This window comes from Bacillus sp. MYb56 (assembly GCF_002976445.1).
Classification (GTDB): Bacteria; Bacillota; Bacilli; order Bacillales; family Bacillaceae_G; genus Bacillus_A; species Bacillus_A mycoides.
In genome coordinates, this window is the sequence record NZ_PCOH01000016.1 from 50,251 (window position 1) to 68,540 (window position 18,290).

Genomic DNA, 18,290 nt, shown 5'->3' on the forward strand with positions numbered 1-18,290 from the left:
TCCTCATTCAAAGAAATGCTCTATAACTTTTTATAAACATCGGTGTAAGCTACTTTCAGCTGTTCTCTTCATTGCTTGTTTTTATTTTCTAATTCCTTATTTTTCCTTTATATAAAAGAAATGATCAAAATGATATAAACGCCCAATTTAATAACACCTTTCCAAACAATTATTTCAAATAAATTTTAGTGCTAGTATACAAAACTCTGTAATTATAAAATAAAAAAGCATGACATAAAATTGTCATGCTTTTTCTTTTCTATCTATATTTTCAAACCTAATACAGCACATTTTACTCGGGAAAGAGCTTTTTCATTTGTTGAAACCACTTATGTCCTTGTATAAAAAGTTCTTTACTAATAAGTAATCTAATTACTGCGTTTTTCAAATTAGTAAAGAACTTTTTACCTTTTATTTATATAGCTACAGTCAGTTTTTAAACTTCCTCAAGTAAAGAACTTTTTATCCCGGCTCAATTTTTCGTAAGATGTCTTTATTACTTAATTGAAGGCTATTTTTGCTTTGTTCATATCTCCTAATCAACCATTTCCCAAAATTGAGATGCTACTTTGGAAATTCTTTGGTCTTTTAATTTTACTATTACAGGCTCTAACTGAAAATCAAATTGTTTCAATTCAAAAAGCGTTGTATGTTCTAAAAATGATGATGTGTAATCCATTCTTGGAATAACGGATAATCCTAGTCCTCTACTAACAAGTGCTACAACCATCCTTATATCTTTACACTCGATAATGATATTTGGCTTGACTTGATGTTCATCAAATACTTTGAAAAGGTCTTCATTGAAGGAGAGTCCTTCCATTGCTCCTAGCATAATGAATGGAAACTGGGCAATCTGTTCAATCGTCACATGCTGTGATGAAAACGATGTTGCCCAACTTGATGGAATAATCACAGCGGTTGGTTGTTTTTTTAATATTTTCATCTCATATTGTTCACTATTGCCCAATCGTAAAAGTAAGGCAACATCAATTTCTCTTTGTTCTAGTCTTTTTAATAATTCTTCTGAATTTCCAGTTACTATTTTTATTTTGACATTAGGGTATTGTGTTCTAAACGTACTAACATAGTCAATGAGCATATTAGAACATGTAGACGATACACCGATACTTACTGTTCCGCCTATACCTTGTTCAATTTCTTGAATTTGCTGCTTTACATCTTGAATTTGCATTAACATTTGATTGGCATATTGGTATAGTATTTCACCTGTTGCTGTAAGCTCCCATTTTTGACGATATCGATGAATTAAAGTTGTGCCAAGATCAGTTTCAAGCTTTTTTAATAATTGGCTAAGTGGGGGCTGCGCGATATGGAGCACTTCTGCTGCCTTAGAAATGCTTCCTTGTTTCACAATTTCTTTAAAGTAATATAATTGCCTGAAATCCATTGTATCTCTCCGTCATATGTTTTTTGATATAATTAGTTTATCATATATATATTTTTCATATGTCGAATTTAGCGTTATATTTAATTCTATAGCTATAGTCTTTATATTGATAATATTAACTAGAAAGTGAGAGATACTATGAATCATTGGAGTAGAACCTTGAAGCGCATCATCTTATACGTGCTCGGGTTATTTTTTATGTCGATTGGCATTAGCATGTCGATTCAAGCAGGATTTGGTGTATCGCCTGTGTCATCATTAGCATATGCAAGTACGCTAACGATTGGTTTATCGGTTGGTGTGACAATGGCGCTTGCAAATGTTTTATACATTATTATTCAAGTGATATTAAGTAAACGAATGGAGTTAAATGAATTTGTGAGTCAATTCATTATTTCGTTTTTATTTGGTTTTTTCATGGATGCAACGCTCTTCCTTGTACAACTTTTCCCTGCACCTGAAACTCTCCTTGCTCGAAGTGTATATTTGATTGTTAGTTTATTTGTTATAGCGGTCGGTTTAATGGGCTATACAACAGCGAAACTGCCATTAATGCCGTATGATGCGTTAACTTATGCAATTAGTGAAAAATTTAATTTAAAATTCGGTAAAGCAAAAATTTTGAGCGATTTAATAAACATTTGTGTGGCTGGTGCAATCTGTATAGTTTTCATTCAATCATTAGGCTCAATCGGAATCGGCACACTAATTGCCGCCTATTTTATCGGCAAAATTTTAGGGTGGATGATACCGTATTATCAACCACCTCTCCAACAATGGGTATTTAAAACAGAAAAGGCTGTCTAAGGAATCATAATAAAGTACAGGAAAAATAGATGAATCAAATTCCTCAGCCGAAATCAAATAATGAATTTTACACCTTACCAAGTGCCAGTCCACATTAGGAATGGCACTTCTTTATTACTGCCTTTTCTTTGACCTTCTATCACTTTGGTTAAATGATAAAACAAATATTGTATTAAAACTAACCTGCCGTTTAGTTAAAGAAGGATCTTTAAACAACTTTTTTATATTTTAAAAGACTTTATTGCTACTTAACACTATTTCATACCATCTTTTCAAACAATTATTTCAAATAAATTTTAGTGCTAGTATACAAAACTCTGTAATTATAAAATAAAAAAGCATGACATAAAATTGTCATGCTTTTTCTTTTCTATCTATATTTTCAAACCTAATACAGCACATTTTACTCGAGAAAGAGCTTTTTCATTTGTTGAAACCACTTAATTCTCAAACACAAAATTAATCTTATTATCTTTCCACTCTAACTTCGCATCAAACGTTTTCTCGCCTTTTTTAAAGCCTTTAATTAAATCGGTCTTCTCACCTTTTAATAGTTTCGTCATGTTTTTTTGCGAAATAGCTTTGCTTAAAATCTTCTTCGAGATGGTAAAGTCACATTGTGTTGTATTGTAGTTAGAACAACCGTAAAACGTCGACTTATCAATAACATCGCCATCGCATTTTTTACAGTTCCCGACCTTTTTACCTGTTGTAAATTTCGATCCTTTTCGTTCAATCGATTCAACATGTAATCCGGTGAAATCCCATTTCTCCGACATTTCTACCGCATCTTCAATAATTTTAGCTGATAGCTTTTTCGTTTGCTCCATAAATGTCGCTGGTGAAGCTGTACCTTCTCCAATTTCCGCAAGGCGTTGCTCCCATTTTGCTGTCATTTCTGGTGAAGCTAGTATTTTATCACCGATTGCTGTAATTAATACTTTCCCTTTATCGGTTGCGTACACTTGGTTTTTCTGTACATCTATATATTTACGGTCTTTCAGCATTGTAATAATACCAGCACGAGTGGCCTCAGTACCTAAACCTTCTGTTTTCTTCAATACTTTCTCAAGCTCTTCATTTTCTAAATACTTACCGGCCGTTTTCATTAACGTAATGAGTTGTCCTTCTGTATAACGTTTCGGTGGCTGTGTTTTTCCTTCTTTCACTTTCACCTTTACAACTTTTCCTTGTTCACCTTCAGCTACAATTGGAAGAATCGTTTCGTCATCTTTATCGTCTTGGAAAATAACTTTACGCCAACCTTCTTGAATTTGCTGTTTTCCTTTCGAAATGAACGCAGCACGTTCGTCTACAAGAGTTGTAATCGTTGTGTAATCAAAGATTGCTACTTCATAATGCGCCGCAATCAGCCTTCTTACGATCATATCGTAAATTTTCTTTTCATCACCTGATAGTTTGCTTGGATTTGTAACTTGCTCTGTCGGTATAATTGCGTAGTGATCTGTAACTTTCTTTTCATTCACATAACGCTTATTATTCATAATCGATTCAATTGGTGCTGGCAATAAACCTTTATATTCATCAAACTGACTTAACTTCTGTAAAATATCAGGGAACGTCGCTGCCTCTCCTTGTGTAACATAGTTAGAATCCGAACGAGGGTAAGAGACAATCCCTTTTTGATATAGTGCTTGCGTTATATCAAGTGTCTTTTTTGGTGAAAATTTAAAGGCTTTATTCGCTGTCGCTTGCAGTGCTGATAAATTAAATAAAAACGGCGGCTGAAACTCTTTACGCTCCGTTTTCATTTCTTTTACTACAGCCGGTTTGTTTTGACAAAACGCTGCAATTTTATTTGCCAAATCAGGGTCATTTAAGCGGGACTCATTATCTTTCTCCCATTTCCCCTCATATTTCTTTCCTTCTATATTAAAGGTTGCGAACACTTCCCAAAACGGCTCTGACTTAAAGTTCTCTATTTCTTTTTCACGCTTTACAATGAGTGCTAATGTTGGTGTTTGTACACGACCAGCGGAAAACACATCATTCATTCCTTTTTTCTTTAGCAAAATACTAAAGACACGCGATGCATTCATACCAACGACCCAGTCAGCGCAAGATCTTGTATATGCTTCGTAATACGTATTAATCGTATCTGCTTCATCTAGTAAGTTTTTAAATCCTTGATAAATAGCTTGCTTCGTTAAAGATGAAATCCAAAGACGCTTCATTGGCTTTTGCACGTTGCAAAGATTAATAATATTTCTTACAATCAGTTCCCCTTCACGCCCAGCATCGCCCGCGTGAATAATTTCTGTTACCTGTGGATTATGTAACAGCTGTTTCACAACGTTAAATTGCTTATACTTTGACTTTGTTACCTCAAATTGAAAACGCTCTGGAATCATCGGCAATGTATTAAGTGACCATTTCTTCCACTCAGCGTGATAATGTTCTGGATTACATAACTGCGTCAAATGACCAATTGCCCATGTACAGTACGCTCCATTTGGAAATAACTCATTTGCTTCTACTTCTAAATACCCATCTTTCCGGCGATATTTAAACTGTGAAACAAGAGCCAAACCTTGATCTGGTTTCTCGGCAATAATTAATTTCATCTTCTAACTCCCTATCTGTATTCCAGTGTTACTTTCATTGTCTATCTGTTTAGAAGCGATGATAAAACAACCATCTTATTTATCATTCGCGGTTTGCCTCACAAATGGGAGACCTATAATATTATACGCTTATTCTTTATAGCTTCACAATAGAAACTCATTATATAACACTTTCTTTCTCATGCTTATAGACAAAAAAGACGCTCAAAAATCGAACATCTTTTCCATTCACTACTACTTGCTTACATATATTCTTTCAAAATAAAAATACAACAATTCTTTATGAAGCATCGTCCACTAAGAGAACCATCATTATTTGAAAATTATATTGAACTTACCTTTTTTAAATTGTGCAGATAATTTGCAGATATATATTAGCATAAGTACTCTCCATTTGAACATATGATGAAGTGAATGATAGGACAGGGAGGTATCATGATGTTCGCTTATACGTTAACTGCCTTAACACTTTGTTGTATCTCGATTATTATTACATCATATATTTCTAAACGTAAGGGTACCCTAATGGAGTATATGGTATTTATTATGTCTTTTAGTATGTGTATCGGTTTAAGTATAGGTTTTTATTTAGGGATTCTCTTCAAAGGAGAATTACTATATTCTACTTTGCTTGCTATTTTGATTAGTGGGTTTATCGGTTTTTTAGTCGGTCTACGTTTTCACCTATATACTGCTTTAGAAGGACTGTTCTCTGGATTAATGGCAAGTATGATGGGAGCTATGATTACAGAAATGTTAAACGCTCAACAAGCCCACAGTATACTGTTCATTAGTCTTTTACTTACTATAACAATAACTATGTCATGTATAATTCAACTTTTATCAGAAACCTTTTCTACTTTTATCCAACGGCGTTTTTTATTATTACTTTCAATTAGTGTGGTAATTATCGTTGCCGTGTTCGTGACATTCCCCGATCATACTCCCCCATCTTCATCCGGGCACGATCAACATATGCATTAACACTTGCAACGAAAATAAATAAGCAGCTATCCATAGGATAACTGCTTCATATTATTCTGGCTTATTAGGAATGTTAGGGTTTGGAACATAATCAGATTTATAATCTGTATATTTCACTTCTGTTACCATCCCCGCTGAAGCATGGTGTAAATCATGACAGTGGAACATCCATTCACCCGGATTGTCTGCTGCAAAGGCTACTTCATATTCTTCTCCTGGTTTTAAGTTCAAAGTGTCTTTAACAATTGGAGAACCTTCTACCGGTTTTCCGTCTTTACTTAACACCTGGAAGAAATGACCGTGTAAATGCATCGGATGATCGTCCGCTTTAGAGCGATTTACTAATTTTACTGTTACTAAGTCACCCTTTTTCACTGAAATTGGGTCAATATCTGGGAATACCTTTCCGTTAATTGTATATACCATTTCATTTCCATTCATTTGCGTATTCAAGTCCATATTATATGTGGCAATATATTGTTGATTTAACGTGAAACTACCTAGTTTTTTAGCACCATATTTCGTCATATCTAATTTCGGTAATTTTTCTTTTTCATCTGCTTTGTCTTTCATCTCTTTGCTGCCATCATATTCAATAACAGCTTTCATTCCTTTTGCACCTTTACTTTCTGAATGGTCTTCAACGTACCATTTCCCAGGATTGTTAGCTGTAAATTCAATATCATAACGTTCACCCGGTGCGATTGAAATTACTTTGTCTTTTATAACTTTTGGATCATTAATTGGTTGACCATCTGTTGCAATTACTTTTAAATCATGACCGTGAACGTGTATATCATGTGATAGATAACCCGCATTAACGAGTCGAAGACGAACTTTATCACCCTTATTCACTTTTAATGGCTCTACTAAATCTCCGCTTTTACCATTGATTGTGAATAAGTCATACATACTCATATCATGACCTTCCATCTTCATATTTCCATGGTCCATTCCTTTCATATCATCATTCTTTTTCGTATTTTCATTACCCTTAGATTTATTACCTGTTGGCCCTTTTGTCATTTCTTTTAACTGCTTATTAATTTCTTCTTTATCTGTAACCCATTCATCCAACATTAATGTGTAATCTTTATCATATTTTTCATTAGTATCTTCTACAATGAGAGCACCATATAAACCTCTATCTAGTTGATTCACAGAATCTTGATGCGAATGATACCAATATGTTCCTGGTACGTTCGCTTCAAATTCATAGGTGAAACTCTTTCCAGGTTCAACCGCATCTTGCGTCACACCTGGAATTCCATCCATGTTATTTGGGACAGGATACCCATGCCAATGAATAGATACTGGTGCAGATAATTCATTTTTTAATGTCACTTTAACCTTTTCACCTTTTTTCACTCTGATTTCTGGACCTGGGGATGAGCCATTAAATGTCCAGACTGGAACAATAACACCGTTACTTAGCTTTTGCTTTTCTTCTTTCGCTACTAAAGTAACTTCTGGCCCTTTTACAACTTTCAATGGTTTTGTAGCCGTTTCAGTCTGTGTTGTTTTTTTATCGTCCATATTTTTATGATCATTTGTTGTATTCGTGGTCGCGGAACATGCAGCAATTAAAGATATTACGGAGACTGTAACTGCTGTTAATATAAATCTCTTCAATGAAAATCCCTCCTTTTTCTTTTTCAAGATTATTATAGAAGACAATTTTCAAGAAAATATGGAGGTTTAAAATGGCCCAAATAAAAAGACGCCCAAAATTGAGCGCCTCTTCTAATAATTATTTCGTAACAACTTCATCTTCTTTTACATTCACATTATTTTCACTCATAAACTCTTCAATCTCTTCAACTTCTCTAATGATATCTTTTGACAAGTTTTCATACCCATCTTTTGTTACAAGGATATCATCCTCAATACGAATTCCAATTGATTCTTCTTCAATATAAAGACCAGGTTCGATTGTTATAACCATACCTTCTTCTAACACTCTATCTTTGTATGTTCCTACATCGTGAGTATCTAAACCAAGGAAATGGCTGACGCCATGATAATAGTATTTTGATAACTCTTCATCTTCTTGAATTAAACCAATTGCTTTACACTCTTCTGCCAGTACCTTTTTTGTATGCTCATTTAATGCAGTAAACTTTAATCCTGGCTTAATAAGCTCAGTTGTTTCTTTCAATGCTTTTAACACTATATTATATATTTGTTTTTGGCGACTAGAGAATGTTCCACTAGCTGGGAATGTGTAACTAATATCAGCGTTGTAGTAATCTTTTTGAGCACCTAAATCGAGCAGCACTAAATCACCATTTTGAATTTGTGCATCATTATCTTCATAATGAAGGACTGTAGCATTTTTACCACTCGCCAAAATTGTATTGAATGCATGATGTTTAATTCCAGATGATTTAAGCGTAAAATCAAAATGAGCTTCTAATTCATATTCCATCACATCTGCTTTTGCATGCTTCAGCACGTTATAAATACCCTCTTTAGTTACAGCAATCGCTTCTTTAATGATTTCAATTTCTTCTTCCGTTTTAAACACTCGTAATTCACAAATATGCGGATATACATTACCAATTAAAACGTGTGGATACTGTTCTCTTACATATTTAGCAAACGCTAACGTTTTCGTCTCAGTACCCTTCCACTCACGACGCTCTAAATCTAAATACAGATGCTTCACATTTTCTGTGAAAAGTGTATTTGCCATTGTCTTCTCAAAGCTTTCTATATATACAACTTTTTTTATGCCTGAAATTTGTTCTGCATCTTCTTTAGAAACTGTTTTACCGTCCCATTTTTCCATTACTGGATCTGATTTTTCAATGAAAAGAGTTTCTTCCACACTATTTCCAAACTTTTTCAACATGAAAATAACATTTGGCTCATCGATTCCCGTTAAATAGTAAAAATTTCGATTCGGCACAAATTTATAATGTGCATCGGCTGACATATGAGGTGCTTGCCCAGCAAATAAAATAGTAATAGATTCATCCGGTAATGTGTTTACTAATCGTTCTCTATTTTGAGCAAAAAATGTTGATTTCATAATAATCCCCCTAGCGTTCTATGTATAATTTTGAAACTGATTATCCAATATAATTCATTCTATTATTGTTATAATTTTTCGTCAATTAATAGTGCTCATAGAGAAAAGAAAATCTTCATTACTAGGGCCCCTTCCACTCTAAATTATGCATACCACTCCACAATTTATTGACATTTATTTCATATACTTAAAATCTCATATATATGGAAAGGAGTCTACAAAAGTGAAACATTATGTAGCAACAGGGTTAGCAATTACTTCTTTATTAATAATTACAGGATGTTCTAGCAATGCTGAAACAGCACCAGCTAAAAAAGAAACGGTGCAATCTCAGCCCAAAAATAAAGAAACAGCAAATACGATTCCGCAAAACTTCTATAAAGAAATTACCTCTGGAAAAATCGAGCACATTCATGGAATTGGCTACGCGGGAAATATGCCTGGGGTTTCTATCGCAACTCACAGTGGTATAAAAGTTTATCAAGATGGTAAATGGTTTGAAACTACGACTGAGCTACATGATTACATGGGATTTCAGGCAACAAAGAATGGATTCGTTGCCAGCGGTCATCCTGAACCAGGTGCAAATTTAAAAAATCCTTTAGGGCTAATGAAAAGTTCTGATGGCGGTAATACCCTTGAAAAGCTAGCGTTTTATGGAGAATCTGATTTTCATAACCTTGCTGTCGGATATAATACGGAAGCAATTTATTTATACAATGAGCGTCCAAATTCTAAATTACAACAAGGTTTTTATTTCAGTACGAACAACGGACAAGATTGGAAAAATAGTAAATTAAACGGTCTTTCAAGTACAATCCATTCCTTTTCAGCACATCCAGATCAATCTAGTGTAGTCGCGGTAAGTGCTAAAGACGGTGTATATTTGTCTACAGATTATGGAAATACATTTGAACTATTTTCTAAACCAGTTGAATCGACCGCAGTTACATTAAGTAATGAAGACATTATCTATGCCTCTATTAATAAGCAAACTGAGCAACTGATTACGAAGAAATCAATTGCTACAAATGAAGAAACAAACTTACAGATTCCATCTTTAGATTCTAAAGATACAATTATGTACATATCACAAAATTCTCAAAATTCAGCTGAAATAGTTTTTGCTACAATGAAAGCAAATGTCTTTCTTTCTATGGATGACGGTAAAACGTGGAAGCAGATTACTAAAAATGGAACATTACAATATAACTAGTTAGAAAGGTGAATATAACGTGTTTTCAACAGTTAGCGAGTGGAGTTATCAACTCATGTCTCCTTTAATGGATATCGCGAATGCTACGAAATCAATTCCTCTTTTATTTGCGTTTTTATTAGGCATTGTAGGTACCCTTGCTCCTTGCCAATTAACAGGAAACATTAGCGCTATTACACTTTATCCCGCATTAACGGGCAGTAAAACTCCCACCTCAAAATTCGGATAGTACAAAGAAGTTAGGTGGGATATCAACTGCCCGTAAATGCCCGATTGGTTCAACTAATAATCAGTGGGGGATGAACAAAACCCCCACTGATTAAAGTTTCACTTTATGGCAATCAATCTTTACAAAAGGGACATGCATGGAAACATATATTGTTATTCATTTTAGGAAAAATAATAGCTTTTACGACACTTGGACTATTAGTATGGTTCTTAGGAAAAGAGATTCAGCAAATATTAACTTTGTATTTCCCATGGTTACGAAAAATAATTGGACCTTTATTAATTTTAATGGGGCTAATGTTGGCAGGTATTATAAAAGGAAGAAGTTTCTTCTCAATCAAATTTATACGAAAACAAAATGAGGTTGGCTCATTTTTACTTGGATTCTTTTTTTCCTTAGCCTTCTGTCCGACTATGTTCGTTCTATTTTTCGGAACGTTAATCCCTTTATCTTTCTCATCTAATTATGGATACTTGTTTCCGACATTCTTTTCGATAGGAACTGCTCTACCTATCGTTGTACTTATGTTCATCATCTCCTACCTTGGATTAAATGGGACTTTACTGAAAAAGAGCCGAAAAATAGGAAAAAACATTCAGCGTATAGCCGGTGTTCTCCTTATATTAATCGGGCTTTATGATACTGTCCTATATTGGTAATACACACAAAAGGTAAGCTTCAGTGAAATGAGCTTACCTTTTGTATCATTTTATTCATTTTTTCTTTTGTTGTAGTTGGCTTAGTAAATTCGTAACAAACGCCAGAAACAGTGAGTCATTTTCTTTTTTAGGTGACCATTGCATAATAAGTTGTCGTGCGATTTTAATTTCTATCGGTTGCACAATGAATTCATGAATAATTTGCTTATGTAGTCCTGATACTGGAACAATTGTTATACCGTTAACCTGTAAGGCAAGTGCTAATGCTGAACTAATGGTCTCTGATTCCATCACTTTATTAACTACTATTTCATTTTTCGTCAAATATGGTTCAAGTACTTCTTTACAACCAGAGAGCGGCATTATAAAAGGATAATTTTTCAACTCTTTCATTGTAAGACCAGATGGAACTGACTTAGAAGAAACCATAACATACGGATCTTCACCAATTACATCATAATGAAATCCTGGTATTAAATTTTCTTTTATAGAAATAGAAAAATCTGCACTTCCAGAAGACAGCCAATCTAACACTTCTTGATAGCTTCCTTCTCGAACTGCAAGCACATACTGACTTTGATCAAAATTACCTAGTTCGATACACTCCGCCAAACAATATACAGTAACTGAAGGATATGTAGCTAATACAATCTTATACAAGTTATTATTTTTTAATTGTAAAGCTGTTTCTTCAAGGTTTTCATACTCCATTAGAAGTCGATCTACACAAACTAAAAATTCTTTTCCATTTTCAGTTAAAACAGTTCCTTGTCTAGAGCGATCAAATAATGTTATAGCATATCGTTTCTCTAATTTGTTTACGATATGAGTTATAGCCGGCTGTGTCATATGTAACTCCTTAGCTGCTAAACTAATGCTGTTCAAACGAGCCACGTATTTAAAAACTTTAAAATCAAAAACGTTCATTCTGTTCTCCTTATATAAAAGTTATTTATATCATCTATAAATAAGCTTCATTATATTTATCAACCCACTTCATATACACTAATTATACATCATCAATATTACGAAAAAATAAACATATAAACATTAGAGGAGTGTTGATTAAATGAGTACTTACGTTTTAGTACATGGAGCATGGCAAGGTGAATGGGCATGGGATTTAGTAAAACCTCAACTAGAGGCTTTCGGACATACAGTTATTACACTAGACTTACCTGGAAGTGGGAAAGATACAACTCCATCACAAAATATAACATTAGATTCCTATGTTAATGCAGTAACAACTATTATAAATCAACAAAATGAAAAAGTTATTCTTGTTGGACATAGTATGGGGGGAATTGTGATCACTCAAACCGCTGAGCTTATACCAAATAAAATCGATAAATTAGTATATCTTTGTGCATTCTTGCCACAAAATGGAGAAAGTCTTGGTAGTAAGTTAGACGGAGAAGCTGGCCCACAATTCTCTATAAATGAGAATGACATGACCGCAGAACTTATACCAGAGTTGATTGAACAAACATTTTTAAATGCTACAGAAGACGGTTCTATTAAAGGAGCATCTTTTAATCAAATGCGTCCTCAACCACTAGGACCGTTCCAAAAAGAGCTGAAAATATCAGAAGAGAACTTTGGAACTGTAAATCGTATTTATATCGAAACAACTCTAGATAGAGCGATTCCGATTGATTTTCAGCGCCGAATGCATACAGAAACTACTTGCACAAAAATAATTACTTTGGAAGCTGATCATTCACCATTCTTTTCTAAAACAACAGAACTTGTGAATTGCTTAAATGAGTTAAGCTAAATTTCATTTAATGAAAATAGACACCCGCGGGTGTCTATTTATTATGCTAACTAGGGATTGTATTTTCCTCTCTACATTTGCGTTCCCTTTTTCTTCATCTCCCACTTTTTATACAGTAGTACTGCCCCAAATAAGAATACCCCCGCAATGAATGAGCCTACAAGTAACATTTTTATCATTTCATCAGGAAATACGAGCGGAAGTAATGGAAATGCATAAGCTGCTGGAATACGTACTCCAACGATTTTTAATAAAATTAGCATTAATATCATATTTAATAAAGTAACTACAATCCATGAATCCATCGCAAAGTACAATAACGTTCCAACAGTTGCTGATGTAGTTAATACTAGTATTTGTTTAAATGCCATTTTTTCATTGTACATCGGTTTTTGAAGTGCTTCATACACAACGACTAGAATTGGCGGAATAACCGCTAATTGTTCATAACCAGTTATCCAACATAAACTGATCCATACAAAATTTAAAAATAGAAATACAACCATATATTTATATTGGATTTTAACTTTTCTCTCAATACCGTTATTCAATTTAAAAATAAGAACACCAATCATTAAAATAAATGTCAAAACGAAGACTGAGATAACAAATGACCATTCCGTCGCATTTGTTACTAATGGTAATAAACCTGTCGCAATAGATGGTGCTAAATTGGATTGAATAACACGTAAAAACAACATCATTAATATAAGTGTTAAGCTAACTTTTCCTATATAGGAAATATCCATTTGATTCACTGCAAAACCAATAACAGCTGTTATTGACGGCGCAATAAAGATTTTTTCTGGTTGTCTTAGCCATCCCGGCTCACGATATACCCATAAAGCTATTGCCATCGCAGCTATTTCCGGCAAAATTACTTCTGGATCATCTAATAGTACACCAGCTGTAACCATCGCTAATATAAATAGAATTGCAATGCTATATGATATGATTGTTTCTTTCCTTGAAATTACTGAATTCATTATTACATACTCCTTTTTGCTTATTACTCTCATAAAGTAAAACAATACCCTATATACCCTACTTAGGTATTGTATATTAACATCTTTTCTATTTCAAGTATTTGTAGTTTTTTCATTCTTTATCACCACATACACTTACAAAACAAGGCATGTTTACAGGCATTGACACTTATTAAAAGATACGTTACAATAACTATACATTAGTAAGTAACTAATGTAATTAAATCTAACTAGAGGTGAAAACAAATGAAAAACATTTTATTCCGTATTAACGAATTATCAAAAAAAGAAAGAACATCTGGATTAACAGTTGATGAAAAACAAGAACAACAAATGTTGCGTCAAAACTATACAAAAACATTTCGCGGGAGCTTAGATTCCATTTTATTAAACACAAAAATCGTTGATCAAAATGGTCTTAACGTTACACCAGTTGCATTACAAGATGCTCAAATCCGTTTAAAATTAAGCAAATGAAATCAAAGCTAAAAAAACAATCGTATAAAACATAAAAAGAGCTGAAATTCCTATATAGAAATTCCAGCTCTTTTTATTGTCTTTTCTAATTTAGTAAACGAGCGATACATCGCAATTCTCCACGATACAATCATCGCAAAAGCGAGTAAGAAAAACATTCCACTTAATTGGGTTAAATCAATCGACTGACTTAAATATGATTTCAATGCTACCCGAATAGCTAATAAACCAACTAAAATAAATATGAACGCTTTTGATGGTTTCATATATATGTCTTCGCCTCTTATTTCGAACTTAGATGTTTTAATAAGAAATATAGAGAAAATAAGTCCTACGCTAATTGCCTCTACTATTTCTAAAGACGTTAATCGAAACTCTGGTAAGAAGTACATCATTGCACCAGTGCTCATAAAAATTGGCGGTAATATAATTTTCTTTTTCGTTACCGGTTTTTTCGCTGACTTAAAGCGAAGAAACATAACTCCAACGGCCATACAAACCGCTACTATACTTGATAAAAGTGCTAAACTCATACTCTCCACTCCTATCTATTTAAAAGATTTTTTGAGCAAAATCATAAACCAAACGAGCCCAACACTTATAATGACATGACCTAAACCAGCCATATGGCTTAAACCATTAAAGTCAGTTCCATTTACTTGTAGAATACCTCTAAATACCATTGTAGCAATAGTAAAAATTAATCCTACATTATAAACAACAAACCACGCACGAAAACTTTTTGTTTCACGGACATTAAATACTTTAAATAGAGCTAAAGCGACCAAAAAGAATACAAAGCCGAGCACTAATACGTGTGTATGCACTAATTGCAACATAGTGGATCCTTTAATGCCTTGCGCTTTCGTATACTCTCTTGCAAATACACCTGATAATAAACCAATAATTAAGTAAATGAATGCTGCATTATATAATTTCTTCATCATATTCCTCCTGCTGTAGAACGACAATTTATATCGTCACTTTCCATATTCACTGCAATCATTTTACGCAAAGTTTATGAACGGAATATGAACAGATTATTACATTCTATTATTGAAAATAAAAAAGGCCATTCCACAACTATTAATTGTGGAATGGCCTTTTAACTTATTTTAAATCTTCAATTGAGAAAGCACCTGGCAGTAACTGTTCCACAGTCACTTCTTTTTCATCACCTTTTACATTCGTTAGTAATACAGGCATTTTCGGATCACAAAATTCAGCAATAACTTGTCTACATGCACCACATGGTGAAATCGGTCCGTCTGTTTCGCCTGTAATGACTAAGTAACTAAAATCGCGCTCACCTTCTGATACTGCTTTAAAGATCGCTGTTCTTTCTGCACAGTTACATAAACCGTAAGAAGCATTTTCTATATTACAACCAGTATAAATTTTACCTTCTTTCGTAACTAGCGCTGCACCAACAGGAAATTTAGAATACGGAATATACGCTTTCGATAACATCTTATTTGCTTCTTCGATATATTTTTTCTTATCCATATTATTTCCTCCTCAAAGTAAATGTAATTATGATTAGTCAGTAATAACTGTATGAACTAATTTAGGAGCCACTGCTGTTTCAGCGATAGAAATGTTCTCATAGATTTTTGCTTTTACATCTTCTACATTTTCGCGATTTGCATAGATCGTTACGAACGGCTCGCCTTCTTTTACTGCATCGCCAACTTTTTTACGTAACATTAATCCTACCGCTAAATCGATTTCATCTTCTTTTGTCGCACGACCTGCACCTAATAACATAGCTGCGATACCGATTTCATCTGCAACAATGTTTGAAATCACACCTGAAGTTTTTGCAGGTACATCAATTACATACTTCGCTTGTGGCATTTTTTCTGGATTGTCTACAATCGAGCTGTCTCCGCCTTGGTTGCTTAAGAACTCTTTAAATTTCTCAGTTGCTTTTCCATTTTTCATCACTTCAATTAGCATTTCACGAGCTTCTTCTAATGTATTTGCTTTTTTCGCAAGTACGACCATTTGGCCTCCTAATACAAGTACTAATTCTGTTAAATCTTCTGGACCTTCGCCTTTTAAAGTATCAATTGCTTCCTTCACTTCTAGAGCGTTACCAATCGCAAAACCAAGAGGTTGTGACATATCTGAAATTACTGCCATCGTTTGACGTCCAACATTATTTCCGATACGTACCATTGCATGAGCTAATTCTTTTGCATCTTCTTCGGTTTTCATAAATGCACCAGCACCTGTTTTTACATCAAGTACGATTGCATCAGCACCAGCTGCAATTTTTTTACTCATAATTGAACTTGCAATTAGAGGAATTGAATTTACTGTTCCTGTTACATCACGTAATGCATAAATCTTTTTATCAGCAGGTGTTAAGTTTCCTGTCTGTCCGATAACAGCCACTTTGTCACGGTTTACAATATCAATGAACTGTTCTTTCGTAATTTCAACGTGGAATCCTTCTACCGCTTCTAATTTATCAATTGTCCCGCCCGTATGTCCTAAACCACGACCAGACATTTTTGCTACTGGTACATCTAAAGCAGCGACTAATGGTCCTAATACTAATGTTGTTGTATCACCAACACCGCCAGTTGAATGCTTATCTACTTTAATGCCTTCAATTGCTGATAAGTCAATTGTTTCTCCAGACTCAACCATTGCCATCGTTAAATCTGCACGTTCACGATCCGTCATATCTTTAAAGAAAATTGCCATTGCAAGTGCACTCGCTTGATAGTCAGGAATACTTCCGTCTGTATAACCGTTAATAAAGAAATTAATTTCTTCAGTTGTTAATTCTTTTCCATCACGTTTTTTCGCAATAATATCTACCATTCTCATTACAATCACCATTCCTTTTTATATTATATGAATCTGTTAAAATAATAAGCCAACGATTGTTGCTGATAAGAAACTTACTAATGTTGCACCGAAAAGTAATTTCAAACCGAATCTTGCGACTACATTCCCTTGTTTTTCATTTAAGCTCTTAACTGCCCCTGCAATAATCCCGATTGAAGAGAAGTTTGCAAATGAAACTAAGAATACAGATATAATCGCTGTCGTTCTATCTGAGAAATTAAAGTTTCCTTGTGCTAAATCTGTCATCGCAACAAATTCATTTGATACAAGTTTTGTCGCCATAATATTCCCTGCGTTAACTGCTTCATGCCATGGAACACCCATAATAAATGCAAATGGTGCAAATACATAACCAAGAATTTCTTGGAATGAGATACCGATTACACCTTTAAATACTGCATTAATGAATGCGATAAGAGCAACGAAACCAATTAACATAGCTGCCACTGTAATCGCAACTTTAAATCCATCTATAATGTATTCCCCTAATACTTCAAAGAATGTCTTTTTCTCTTCTTCTTGTACTTCTAACATATCTTCTTCTTCAGTAACTTCATACGGGTTAATGATAGAAGCAATAATGAAGCCACCGAATAAGTTAAGCACTAAAGCGGTTACAACATATTGCGGTTTTAATAACACCATATATGATCCAACGATAGACATAGATACTGTAGACATTGCAGATGCACATAATGTATACATTCTTTTCTCTGGCAATAATCCTAGTTGTTTCTTAACTGAAATAAACACTTCAGATTGTCCTAAAATCGCAGAAGCTACCGCGTTATATGATTCGAGTTTCCCCATCCCATTTACTTTACTTAATACTAGACCGATAGATTTCACAATAATAGGTAATACTTTAATGTGTTGCAAAATACCTATTAAAGCTGATATAAATACGATTGGCATTAATACACTTAAAAAGAATGAAAACTCTTTTTGATTTACTAATCCACCAAATACGAAATTCACACCATCAGCGGCATATTTTAATAATTCTCCAAAACCATCTGCTATTCCGCTAATTAATATATTCCCTACGCTTGTATTTAATAATAAAAACCCCAAAATGAATTGTAATATAACCATCGTTATGATTGGGCGATATTTGACTTTCTTTCTATCATTACTAGCAAGCCAAGCGATACCTAAAATCAATACGAGGCCTAAAACACCGATTAAGTATTTCATAAGCCGTCTCCTCCCATTCGTATCCGCTTACATTCTTTTCAATTGTTAAAGCAATAGATACACTTT

At 33.9% G+C, this 18,290-nt stretch carries 16 protein-coding genes and 1 pseudogene; 6 read left to right on the top strand and 11 right to left on the bottom strand.

Going from position 1 to position 18,290, the window contains the following annotated elements:
• Positions 1-535: 535 nt before the first annotated feature.
• Complete coding sequence (locus tag CQ058_RS18610) at positions 536-1,411, bottom strand: LysR family transcriptional regulator (protein ID WP_000347551.1); 876 nt, start codon at positions 1,409-1,411, stop codon at positions 536-538.
• Between the two features lie 138 nt (positions 1,412-1,549).
• Here CQ058_RS18610 and CQ058_RS18615 point away from each other — a divergent pair, with 138 nt between their 5' ends.
• Positions 1,550-2,218: a YczE/YyaS/YitT family protein gene (locus CQ058_RS18615; RefSeq protein WP_033708127.1), complete on the top strand. Its 669-nt coding sequence runs from the start codon at positions 1,550-1,552 to the stop codon at positions 2,216-2,218.
• Positions 2,219-2,658: 440 nt separating this feature from the next.
• Here CQ058_RS18615 and topB read toward each other — a convergent pair whose 3' ends face one another.
• Entirely contained in the window at positions 2,659-4,803 is a 2,145-nt protein-coding gene (gene topB, locus CQ058_RS18620; RefSeq protein ID WP_002012275.1) for a DNA topoisomerase III, read from the bottom strand.
• A gap of 438 nt (positions 4,804-5,241) precedes the next feature.
• On the opposite strand from topB, the gene CQ058_RS18630 reads away from it, so the two are divergent.
• Positions 5,242-5,787, top strand: a complete 546-nt coding sequence (locus CQ058_RS18630) for a hypothetical protein (RefSeq protein WP_002141309.1) — start codon at positions 5,242-5,244, stop codon at positions 5,785-5,787.
• Positions 5,788-5,838: 51 nt separating this feature from the next.
• Here CQ058_RS18630 and CQ058_RS18635 read toward each other — a convergent pair whose 3' ends face one another.
• Positions 5,839-7,419, bottom strand: coding sequence for a multicopper oxidase family protein (locus CQ058_RS18635; protein WP_002189220.1), 1,581 nt, complete (start codon positions 7,417-7,419; stop codon positions 5,839-5,841).
• A gap of 118 nt (positions 7,420-7,537) precedes the next feature.
• Positions 7,538-8,821: an aminopeptidase P family protein gene (locus CQ058_RS18640; protein WP_002012280.1), complete on the bottom strand. Its 1,284-nt coding sequence runs from the start codon at positions 8,819-8,821 to the stop codon at positions 7,538-7,540.
• A 223-nt stretch (positions 8,822-9,044) separates the two neighbouring features.
• Here CQ058_RS18640 and CQ058_RS18645 point away from each other — a divergent pair, with 223 nt between their 5' ends.
• Complete coding sequence (locus CQ058_RS18645; RefSeq protein WP_002189218.1) at positions 9,045-10,037, top strand: F510_1955 family glycosylhydrolase; 993 nt, start codon at positions 9,045-9,047, stop codon at positions 10,035-10,037.
• A gap of 19 nt (positions 10,038-10,056) precedes the next feature.
• Positions 10,057-10,925, top strand: a pseudogene (locus tag CQ058_RS18650) (urease accessory protein UreH domain-containing protein).
• A gap of 54 nt (positions 10,926-10,979) precedes the next feature.
• Here the strand turns inward: CQ058_RS18650 and CQ058_RS18655 are convergent.
• Complete coding sequence (locus CQ058_RS18655) at positions 10,980-11,852, bottom strand: LysR family transcriptional regulator (RefSeq protein ID WP_002141303.1); 873 nt, start codon at positions 11,850-11,852, stop codon at positions 10,980-10,982.
• A 142-nt stretch (positions 11,853-11,994) separates the two neighbouring features.
• On the opposite strand from CQ058_RS18655, the gene CQ058_RS18660 reads away from it, so the two are divergent.
• Complete coding sequence (locus tag CQ058_RS18660; RefSeq protein ID WP_002189214.1) at positions 11,995-12,702, top strand: alpha/beta fold hydrolase; 708 nt, start codon at positions 11,995-11,997, stop codon at positions 12,700-12,702.
• A gap of 71 nt (positions 12,703-12,773) precedes the next feature.
• Here CQ058_RS18660 and CQ058_RS18665 read toward each other — a convergent pair whose 3' ends face one another.
• Positions 12,774-13,688 carry an HPP family protein gene (locus CQ058_RS18665; protein ID WP_142396372.1) on the bottom strand — a complete coding sequence of 305 codons (915 nt, stop codon included), beginning with the start codon at positions 13,686-13,688 and terminating at the stop codon, positions 12,774-12,776.
• A gap of 246 nt (positions 13,689-13,934) precedes the next feature.
• On the opposite strand from CQ058_RS18665, the gene CQ058_RS18670 reads away from it, so the two are divergent.
• Complete coding sequence (locus CQ058_RS18670; RefSeq protein WP_002035023.1) at positions 13,935-14,165, top strand: DUF896 domain-containing protein; 231 nt, start codon at positions 13,935-13,937, stop codon at positions 14,163-14,165.
• A gap of 50 nt (positions 14,166-14,215) precedes the next feature.
• On the opposite strand, the gene CQ058_RS18675 is transcribed toward CQ058_RS18670, so the two are convergent.
• The 5 genes from CQ058_RS18675 to CQ058_RS18695 all read right to left on the bottom strand — a co-directional run bounded on the left by CQ058_RS18675 (position 14,216) and on the right by CQ058_RS18695 (position 18,224).
• Positions 14,216-14,698: a CcdC family protein gene (locus CQ058_RS18675; RefSeq protein ID WP_002189212.1), complete on the bottom strand. Its 483-nt coding sequence runs from the start codon at positions 14,696-14,698 to the stop codon at positions 14,216-14,218.
• Positions 14,699-14,713: 15 nt separating this feature from the next.
• Positions 14,714-15,109 carry a DUF2871 domain-containing protein gene (locus CQ058_RS18680; RefSeq protein WP_000737878.1) on the bottom strand — a complete coding sequence of 132 codons (396 nt, stop codon included), beginning with the start codon at positions 15,107-15,109 and terminating at the stop codon, positions 14,714-14,716.
• A 166-nt stretch (positions 15,110-15,275) separates the two neighbouring features.
• Positions 15,276-15,671, bottom strand: coding sequence for a cytidine deaminase (locus CQ058_RS18685; protein ID WP_000358532.1), 396 nt, complete (start codon positions 15,669-15,671; stop codon positions 15,276-15,278).
• A gap of 33 nt (positions 15,672-15,704) precedes the next feature.
• Complete coding sequence (locus tag CQ058_RS18690; RefSeq protein WP_002189211.1) at positions 15,705-17,006, bottom strand: pyrimidine-nucleoside phosphorylase; 1,302 nt, start codon at positions 17,004-17,006, stop codon at positions 15,705-15,707.
• Between the two features lie 36 nt (positions 17,007-17,042).
• The gene (locus tag CQ058_RS18695; RefSeq protein WP_002035026.1) at positions 17,043-18,224 is read right to left on the bottom strand and encodes a NupC/NupG family nucleoside CNT transporter; all 1,182 of its coding nucleotides are present in this window, start codon (positions 18,222-18,224) and stop codon (positions 17,043-17,045) included.
• Between the last annotated feature and the right edge of the window lie 66 nt (positions 18,225-18,290).